The sequence below is a fragment of the Novosphingobium sp. Chol11 genome (assembly GCF_945870625.1).
Classification (GTDB): Bacteria; Pseudomonadota; Alphaproteobacteria; order Sphingomonadales; family Sphingomonadaceae; genus Novosphingobium.
In genome coordinates, this window is sequence record NZ_CAMBTS010000033.1 from 19,361 (window position 1) to 28,468 (window position 9,108).

Sequence of the window (9,108 nt, forward strand, 5' to 3'; positions counted from 1 at the left end):
ACCATTGCGCAACGCTATGCAATGGCCGGGCTGGCGCGGTAAAGCGGCAAATGTGCGCTGGCAGAAGCGGCATGCGGCTTGCGGCAGGATCCCAATGCCGCTTGCGGCAGGATCAGGGCGGCGGAAGAAACCTACCGACATTGTTTTAATTGCTGCTTTGCAATTGCGGTGCTAGCAATGTTGCAACCTGAACAGGTGAGCATTCACTTTGGCGATCAGGACGCACTCTTCTTGTGCCCCCGCCAAGCATGTGAGATACCATAAAGCACGCAAAAGCTTGTGGTTTCTGGTCAGGAATTCGTCGTCGATAGCGCATCCATCAGGCCAGCGCATCGGCGCTAGAGGTTGATGCCGTGATGATGATCTGTGTAACTGTCCAGCTGCGGAGCCCCTTTGGGGACCGTCCGGACTGGGCGTTTGCCGGGCACATTCGAGCCGGCGCAGAGCGATTTCTGCAGACCGTCATCGCAGCAGACACAGACCAACCGCCGCCCGGCGGCGAGCGCCAGCGCCATGCGCCCGCGCTGCAAACCGGACCATCCGCATCCGCGAAGCGCCCCCCTCCGGCCAGTGCCGGTGATCAAGGCGAACGCGCCATCACAACAATCCGCGCCCAGTTCCCGGGATATCTCCCGCGGCCGCGCGGCTGGAGAAAATATAATGACAACGCGCATGCTAATCGATGCGCGCCACCAGGAAGAAACCCGGGTGGCGGTGCTGAAGGGCAACCGAATTGAAGAGTTCGATTTTGAATCCGCTGATCACAAGCAGATCAAAGGCAATATCTACCTTGCCAAAGTAACCCGGGTCGAGCCTTCGCTGCAGGCCGCTTTCGTTGATTTTGGCGGGAACCGGCATGGTTTCCTCGCTTTCAGCGAGATCCATCCCGACTACTATCAGATTCCCAAAGAGGACCGCGAAGCGCTGCTTGCCGAAGAAGCTGCGCACGCCGAAGAAGAAGCCGCGCTGCGCGCCGCTGATGAAGCCTCAGACGATGATCTGGACGGCGACGACGGCTACGACAACGACTTCGATGACGGCGAAGGCTTTACCGAAGTTGATACCTCCGAGAAAGATCACGTCGCAACGATCGAGGGCGGCGTGGTCGAAAACGGCTTCGACGGCGACGATGATGCCGGCGATGACCACGAGGATGGCCGCAGCGACGATGACGCGCGCGGCGATGAAGATGACAGCACCGGCGATGACGGTGATAGCGACGGGGACGGCGATAGCGAAGGCGACGGCAACTCGGGCCAGCAGAACCGCCGTAAGCGCGGCCGCCGTCAAGGGCGCGGACAAGCCAAGGAAGCGGACGACTTGCGCGCCAAGCGCATGGCGCTGCGCCGCCGCTACAAGATTCAGGATGTCATCCAGCGCCGCCAGGTGCTGCTGGTGCAGGTCGTCAAGGAAGAGCGCGGCAACAAAGGCGCGGCGCTGACCAGCTACCTCAGCCTCGCGGGCCGCTACTGCGTGCTGATGCCTAATTCCAGCCACGGCGGCGGGATCAGCCGCAAGATCAATTCGGCCGCAGACCGCAAGCGGCTGAAGACCATCATGGGCGAGCTTGACCTGCCCCGTTCGATGAGCTGCATCGTGCGCACCGCCGGGCTGCAGCGCACAAAGCCTGAAATCAAGCGCGATTTCGATTATCTCGCGCGGCTATGGGATGAAATCCGCGAACGGACGCTAGGATCGACCGCCCCGGCGCTGATCCATTCGGACAGCGATCTGATCAAGCGCGCGATCCGCGACATCTACAACCGCGAGATCGAGGAAGTCGTGGTCGAGGGCGAGCAGGGCTGCCGCGCCGCGCGCGACTTCATGAAGCTGCTGATGCCAAGCCACGTCAAGCGGGTGCGGCCTTATGCTGATCCGGTGCCGCTGTTCCAGCGCTATGGCGCGGAGGATCAGCTGACAGCGATGTATGATCCGGTCGTGCAGCTGCGCTCGGGCGGCTATCTGGTGATCAACCCGACCGAGGCGCTGGTGTCGATCGACATCAACTCGGGCCGCTCGACCAAGGAGCACGGGATCGAGGCGACCGCGCTCAACACCAACCTTGAAGCCGCGCGCGAAATTGCCCGCCAGCTGCGCCTGCGCGACATGGCCGGCCTCGTCGTGATCGACTTCATCGACATGGAATACGGATCGAACGTCCGCAAGGTCGAAAAGCTGATGAAGGACGCCTTGCGGGATGACCGCGCGCGCATCCAGGTCGGCCGCATTTCGGGCTTTGGCCTGATGGAAATGAGCCGCCAGCGGCTGCGCACCGGCGTGCTCGAAGCAACCACCCGCGGCTGTCCGCACTGCGATGGCTCGGGTCTGGTGCGCACCGCGTCGTCGGCAGGGCTGTCGGCGCTGCGCTTGATCGAGGATGAAGCGGCCAAGGGCAAGGGCAACGTCATCACGCTATTCGCCAGCCAGGAGGCCGCGATCTATGTGCTCAATGCCAAGCGCGCCGATCTGACCGAGATCGAGATGCGGTACGGCGTTTCGGTGGAAGTGGTGCCCGAAGGCGAGAACGAAGGCGCCAAGATGCGCGTCGCCTCGCGCGGGCCGAAGCCCGATTTCGTGCCCCGCTTCGAGCCGATCCTCGAACCTGAGGAAGATGATCTCGACGACGAGTACGGCGCAGACGACGAGGACGAGGCCGAGGACCGCGAAGAGGCCGCTGGCGAGCGCTCCAGCAACCGCGAAGGCGGCGATGGCGCGGGCGATGGTGCCCGCCGCAAACGGCGCAAGCGCCGCCGCAGCCGCGGCCGCGAACGCGGCGACGAGGATGGCGAGCGCGTTGCCGAATCGGGCGAAGCTGCGGAAGGCGACGAAGCCGAAGCGGGCGAAGCCGAAGATCGCCAGGGCGACCCCGAGGACAGCGCCGCCGAGCAAGCCGATGGCGAGCGCGGTCCGCGCAAGCGCCGCCGCCGGGGCCGCCGGCGTCGCGGCAGCCGCGAGAACGGCGATGCGCCGGGCGAGAACGGCACCGAAGAAGGTGCCGAAGACGCTGCAGAAGACGGAGACTATGCGGGCGACGATGTCGGCGAGACCGAGACCCGTGAAGACCTTGGCGGCGAGACGGCCGACGAGGTTGCAGACCCGGCACCCGTGATGGCCGAAACCGCAGCGCAAGCTCCGGCGGATGAGGCTCCGGCCAAACCGAAGCGTTCACGACGCAAGGTGGCGGCCGATCCGGTGGCCGAACCCATCGCCGAGGACGCAGCGGCTGAAGCCGCGCCGGAAGCCAAGCCCAAGCGCGTTCGCCGCAAAAAGGTTGACACGGTAACGGACGAAAGCCCGGCTGCCGAAGCCCCGATCGAGGAAGCTGGCCCGATTGTGGACGCTGGCCAACCAGTCGCGGCAGAGCCCGCAGCGGAAGAAGCAGCGGCGAAGCCGAAGCGCGTGCGGCGGAAAAAGGCCGACGACGCGCCAGTTGAAGTCGTCGCCAAGGGCGCGCCAGGCGAGATGGTGGCAACGATGGCCGAGCCTGAGCCAGCATCTGAGCCAGAACCCGCAGCGTCCGCCGAAACGGCCGAACAGCCAACCGGCGAGCCGCGTCGCGGCTGGTGGCAGCGCACCTTCGGCGCCTAGGCGCAACGCCCAGCACCTCCAAAGATCCCCGCCTGAGCAATCCGGCGGGGATTTTTTTGTTCAGGTAGGGGCCCTCAACGCGTCGCTGCGCCCCATTCCATCCAGCCTGCCCAGCGCGGCGATTTGGGCATATAGGCCTGCCCCAGCGGCTGCACATCGAAGCCCGCCGCGCGCACAGATGCGGTGATCGGACGGGTAAGGTGGCATCCCCCGGCAATCGGTTTCCAAAGCGGTTCGATTCGGTCCTGCCAGCGCTGCACCGGGGCATCGGGCGCGCGGCCATGTTCGAGGAACAGCAACGTCCCGCCGGGCCGCAGGATCCGCTTGAGCTCGCCAAGCACCTGTTGCTGATCCTTGACCGAGCATAAGGTGTAAGTGCAGACCACGGTATCGAAACTGGCCGAGGCGAACGGGATATCCTCGCCCACGCCTGCGCGGATATCGGCCTTCCAGCCCTTGCGCTCCGCCTCATCGCGCGCAAATTCCAGCAGCTTTACCGAGGGATCGATCCCGGCAAAGCTGGTGATGGCCGTGCCATCATAAAACTGCTGGTTAAATCCGCCGCCGCAGCCGATCTCGAACACATCGCCGCGCGCTCGGGGCACGAGCTGCGCGCGCAAGTCCATGATGCCCGGCGCGCCGCAGCAGGCGCGGATGATACGTGGGACCATATGCCGATCCCAGAATGTGCCCAATCCCAAATCCCTACTCCCTTGAACGTTTTCGTATTCCGGCGAGCTTAGGGCGCCGGATTGTTCTTCGCCAGAAAGTCGCCAATCGCGTTCAGCATCATCAGCCGGTCAGGCTGGCGGGTGAAATAGTGGTCCGCTTTGGGCAGCGGCAGATACTCCACCGCCTTGCCCGCCGCGCGCATCTTGGCCGCCATCGAATCGGATTGCGCCACATCCACGGTAACGTCTCTGCGGCCATGGATCAGTAGCAGCGGCACCTTGATCTGCGCGATGCCGTTGATGGGCGATACCGCCGCGAAATCGGGGGTCATCTTTTTCCAGTCATCGGCATATTTGCCTTTGAAGAAGTAACCGCCAAAGTCATTGACCTCGCGCCGCAGGTTGGCGACGCCGGAGATGGAAATGGCGCAGCGGTAGAGGTCCGGATCCTTGATCACTCCGCGCATCGCGGCATAACCGCCATACGATGCGCCGACAATGCAGGCCCGCGCCGGATCGGCGATGCCCTCGCGCACGGCCCAGGCAAGTCCATCGGAGATATCATCCTGCATGGCGAGGCCCATCTGCCCTTGGCCCTTGCGCGTAAACTCTGCGCCATAGCCGGTCGAACCGCGAAAATTGGGCTGGACAACGGCATATCAGCGGCTTGCGATGAACTGCGCGATGTAATCCCAAGTGGCGGTATCCTGCCCCCATGGGCCGCCGTGCGGCATCATTACGATGGGCAGCGATTTCGCTTCCTTTCCGGCGGGCGTGGTCAGGATTGCCTCGATCTCAAGCCCGTCGCGCGCCTTGTACTTGATCACCTTGACCGGGCCGAGCGTGCGCTTGCCGATGGTACGGTTCAGATAGCCAAGCCGCAGCAGCTTGCCGCCATCGCGGCTGAAATAATACAGCGCGCCGGGCGTGCTTGGCGCGAGCAGGTTGACCAGCATGCTCTGGCGGTCCGCGCTCAAGCTGACGATATGCGCGGTGCTGCCCTTCACCGCCTTGTCAAACAAGGCTTGCAGTTCGGCAAGCTCCGGATCGGTCCAATGGATATGCCCCGAAACCTCGCTGGTGCTGACCCCGAGCAACGCGGTTCGATCAGACGAGAGCACGGTCCCGTCGATTTCGAACCCCTTGGGCGCCTGATAAACCTCTTTCACATTTTGCATCGTGGCCAGGTCGACTTCGAAGATGGCCTCGCGCCCCTCACCGTTGATGCGCACTGCCAAGGCATGATCGCCGCCGGGCAGGAACAGGAAGGGATGGATCAGGCTCTCTTCCTTGCGGGCATTGGCGCGGTCGATCTCGCGGAAAAAGCCCGTGCCTCCTTCGCCGCGATAGACAAGCCGGAATGTGCGCTTGGAATCGTCGTAACCTTGGCCCATGCGCACGGCGCCGCTCCCGTCGGCAGCCCAATCCATGATCCCGGCACGCGCTGCCAACGCTTCTCGCGTCCGCCCGGTCGCGACATTGACGCGGTGCACCGTCGGATAAAATCCATCCTCATAGAACGAGTGCTGCGCCGAAACCACAATCTCATCGGTGCCATCGTTCGGCATCCACAGCACATCGGCGGCATCCTGCCCTTCCGAGTCCCACAGCAGCTTGGTCACTTTGGAAGTGGTGGTATCGATTGCGATCAACCGCGAGATATAGGTGCGATCAGTCGTCGCAGCCGTAGCCAGCAATGCTTGCAGACCGACCAGCAAATGGCGATTGTTGACCCAGCGCACCCATCGCACCTCGGTGCCATCAATCAGCCCCATGACCACCGGCGGCTTTTGTCCCATCAGTGCAAGTACGCCGATAGCCTGCTGGTTGCTCACACCCAGCTTTCCGGCAATTTTGGTCCCATCGGGCGATAGCTGCACGCCTTCAAAAGCGGGGATCTCCGCAAAGGCTTCCGCCCCCAGCGCGAGTTCGCCCGCTGCAGGCGCGAGGGCCTGCGCCTCCCCAGGCGCGGGTGCCTGCACCGCCGCAGGCGCAGGTGTCTGCGCCGCCGCCGGCAGCGCGAGCAGGGCGCAGGCAGCGCCGGCCAGAATCTTCAACAACGCAATCCGCATGCCCGGCCCCCCGAATCCGGCCATGATATGGGCTGCGCCCAGCAGCGCAAGCCTCGGGCCTTCCGGCCTTGCCAATTTGGCACCGATTGCCCGGGCGGGCGCCCGATTGGCGTGGTTGCCCGCAAAGCCCCCTTGCTCCTCGGCAAGGTTTCGCTAAGTGGGCTTCAGTTCGTTTGCAAAGCCAAGCTAGGAATGCCCGATGGCGACCTTCACGCTCCCCAAGAATTCCAAGACCTCGGGCAAGGCCCGTCATCATCCCTCGCCGACGCAAGGGCGCATTCGCCAGTTCAAGGTCTATCGTTACGATCCCGATAGCGGCGAGAACCCCCGCTATGATTCGTTCGATATCGATCTCGACCAGTGCGGGCCGATGGTGCTTGATGCACTGATCAAGATGAAGGGCGAAGGCGATCCGACCTTGACCTTCCGCCGTTCGTGCCGCGAAGGCATTTGCGGTTCTTGCGCGATGAACATCAATGGCCGCAATGGCCTCGCCTGCACCACCGCGATCAGCGACCTCAAAGGCGATGTGCGCATCACCCCGCTGCCGCACATGGAAGTGATCAAGGACCTTGTGCCTGATTTCACCCATTTCTATGCGCAATATTCCTCGATCCGCCCCTGGCTGCAAACCGTGACGCCCACGCCCTCGGGCAAGGAGCGGCTGCAAAGCCCCGAACAGCGCGAGAAGCTGGACGGGCTTTATGAATGCATCCTGTGCGCCTGCTGTAGCACGTCGTGCCCCAGTTACTGGTGGAATTCGGACAAGTTCCTTGGCCCCGCCATCCTGCTTCAGGCATATCGCTGGCTGGCCGACAGCCGCGACGAGATGACCGGCGAGCGGCTTGACGAACTGGAAGATCCGTTCCGCCTCTATCGCTGCCACACCATCATGAACTGCGCGAATGTGTGCCCCAAGGGTCTCTCGCCCGCGCGCGCCATCGCCGAGATCAAGAAGATGCAAGCCGAGCGGGTGCTCTGAACGCGCGCCAAACGGCAACCTGAGGTGGACCGGACGAACGTCGGCTTGATCTACGAACCATCGCCGGACCATCCGGGGTGGTATCGCTGGGATCTGGTCGATCAGGAGCGCTTCAATGCGTACGTGCTCGGCTCGATGCTCGTGCGCCGCGAAGATCTGGCTGGCGGCAACCCCGCCGTGCGGCTGCGGATGTTTACGCGCAAGCAACACAGCAATCTGCTCGATGCGGTGCACGGCGCGATCACGCTGGCGTTGATCGATGTGTCGCTGTTTGTCTGCATGCGCCATGCGCTCGAAGGCGATGCGGCAGGCTCGGTCACGCTCGACCTCTCGACCCAGTTCATCGGTGCCGGTATGGTCGGCCAGCCGCTTGATGCCGTTGCCGAGGTCTTGCGCGAAACACGGCGGCTGGTGTTCCTGCGCGGCACGGTCGAGCAGGGCGACCATCTGGTCGCCGCTTTCAACGGGACCGTCCGCAAGCCTTCGAGCCGATAGCGTATGCGCATTGCCGAGCGTTATGCCGAGCTGGTGGCCGCAGGCGAATTGCGGCCCGATGCAGAGCAGGCGGCCGCCGCGGCGCAGCTCGATCAATTGCAGGTGCAACTGGAAACCCCTGCCCCTCCGCCCGGTCTGGTCAGCCGTCTGTTTGGCCAAAAGCCCCCGCCTAGCCCGCGCGGGCTCTATCTCTGGGGCGGCGTCGGGCGCGGCAAATCTATGCTGATGGACCTGTTTCACGCCAATTTGCGTGTTCCATCAAAACGCCGCGTCCATTTCCACGCGTTCATGATCGAAGTGCATGCGCGGCTGCGCGAAGAACGCAAGAAGGAGAGCGGCGATCCCATCCCCCCAGTGGCCGCCGCCATCGCGCGCGAGGCCCGCGTGCTGGCGTTTGACGAGATGGTGGTAAACAACAGCGCCGATGCGATGATCATGAGCCGCCTGTTCACCGCGATGATCGTGCAGGAGGGGGTGACCGTGGTCACCACCTCCAACCGCGCCCCTTCCGAACTTTACAAGGACGGGCTCAACCGCGAGCACTTTCTGCCGTTCATCGCGCTGGTTGAGCGCGCGCTCGATGTGCTGCCGCTCAACGGCCCGGTCGATTATCGGATGCAGCGCTTGCAAGGCGTGGGCACCTGGCATGTGCCCAATGGGGCAGAGGCGACCGCTGCGGTGCGCGAGGCTTTTTTCCGGATGACCGACTATCCGCCCGAGGATAGCGAGCACGTGCCCTCGTGCGAGCTTGATGTGGGCGGCGCGCGCCAGTTGCACGTGCCCAAAAGCCTCAAAGGCGTGGCGGTGTTCAGCTTCAAGCGTTTGTGCGCGGGGGCGCGCGGCGCGGCGGATTATCTAGCGATTGCACGCGCTTATCACACGGTGATCGTGGTCGGCATTCCGCAACTGGGACCGGAGCAACGCAACGAGGCGGCGCGCTTTGTCACACTGATCGACGCGCTTTATGAGCACAAGGTCAAGCTGATTGCGACCGCAGATGCCTTGCCGGAAGAGCTATACACCAGCGGTGACGGGCGGTTCGAGTTCGATCGCACGATCAGCCGATTGATGGAAATGCAAAGCCGAGATTATCTCGCGCTCGGCCACGGCGAGGACTGACCGGGTCAGACCGATTCGGCTCGGGAGGGTCTGATGAGGGTACTGGTTGCAGCGCCCGGACTTGCTTCCAAACCATTGCGGCGCATTGTCTCGAGCCCGAGCAGCGCCCCGGTTTTCTGGGGTTTCCGTCGCTAAAACTCCAGCAAAGCCGGCAAAAAACGAAGCCCGGAACCTAGGTTCC

At 63.5% G+C, this 9,108-nt stretch carries 6 protein-coding genes and 1 pseudogene; 4 read left to right on the forward strand and 3 right to left on the reverse strand.

The window, feature by feature from the left end; genetic code table 11:
• The first annotated feature begins 660 nt into the window (after positions 1–660).
• Complete coding sequence (locus tag Q0O40_RS07795; protein ID WP_295528310.1) at positions 661–3,588, forward strand: ribonuclease E/G; 2,928 nt, start codon at positions 661–663, stop codon at positions 3,586–3,588.
• 74 nt (positions 3,589–3,662) lie between these two features.
• On the opposite strand, the gene Q0O40_RS07800 is transcribed toward Q0O40_RS07795, so the two are convergent.
• The 3 genes and pseudogenes from Q0O40_RS07800 to Q0O40_RS07810 form a co-directional block, all read right to left on the reverse strand.
• Positions 3,663–4,259, reverse strand: coding sequence for a class I SAM-dependent methyltransferase (locus Q0O40_RS07800; RefSeq protein ID WP_295528312.1), 597 nt, complete (start codon positions 4,257–4,259; stop codon positions 3,663–3,665).
• Positions 4,260–4,327: 68 nt separating this feature from the next.
• Positions 4,328–4,906, reverse strand: a pseudogene (locus Q0O40_RS07805) (alpha/beta hydrolase family protein); the annotation flags it as partial.
• Positions 4,907–4,918: 12 nt separating this feature from the next.
• A complete protein-coding gene (locus Q0O40_RS07810; RefSeq protein ID WP_295528314.1) occupies positions 4,919–6,355 on the reverse strand; it encodes a hypothetical protein in 1,437 nt (478 codons plus the stop codon).
• A gap of 175 nt (positions 6,356–6,530) precedes the next feature.
• Here Q0O40_RS07810 and Q0O40_RS07815 point away from each other — a divergent pair, with 175 nt between their 5' ends.
• The 3 genes from Q0O40_RS07815 to zapE are packed head-to-tail and all read left to right on the forward strand — an operon-like array spanning position 6,531 to position 8,927.
• Positions 6,531–7,313 (forward strand): succinate dehydrogenase iron-sulfur subunit, encoded by a 783-nt coding sequence (locus tag Q0O40_RS07815; RefSeq protein WP_295528316.1) that lies wholly within the window; start codon positions 6,531–6,533, stop codon positions 7,311–7,313.
• Between the two features lie 24 nt (positions 7,314–7,337).
• A complete protein-coding gene (locus tag Q0O40_RS07820; protein ID WP_295528318.1) occupies positions 7,338–7,808 on the forward strand; it encodes a PaaI family thioesterase in 471 nt (156 codons plus the stop codon).
• 3 nt (positions 7,809–7,811) lie between these two features.
• Positions 7,812–8,927, forward strand: coding sequence for a cell division protein ZapE (gene zapE, locus Q0O40_RS07825; protein WP_295528320.1), 1,116 nt, complete (start codon positions 7,812–7,814; stop codon positions 8,925–8,927).
• Positions 8,928–9,108: the final 181 nt, after the last annotated feature.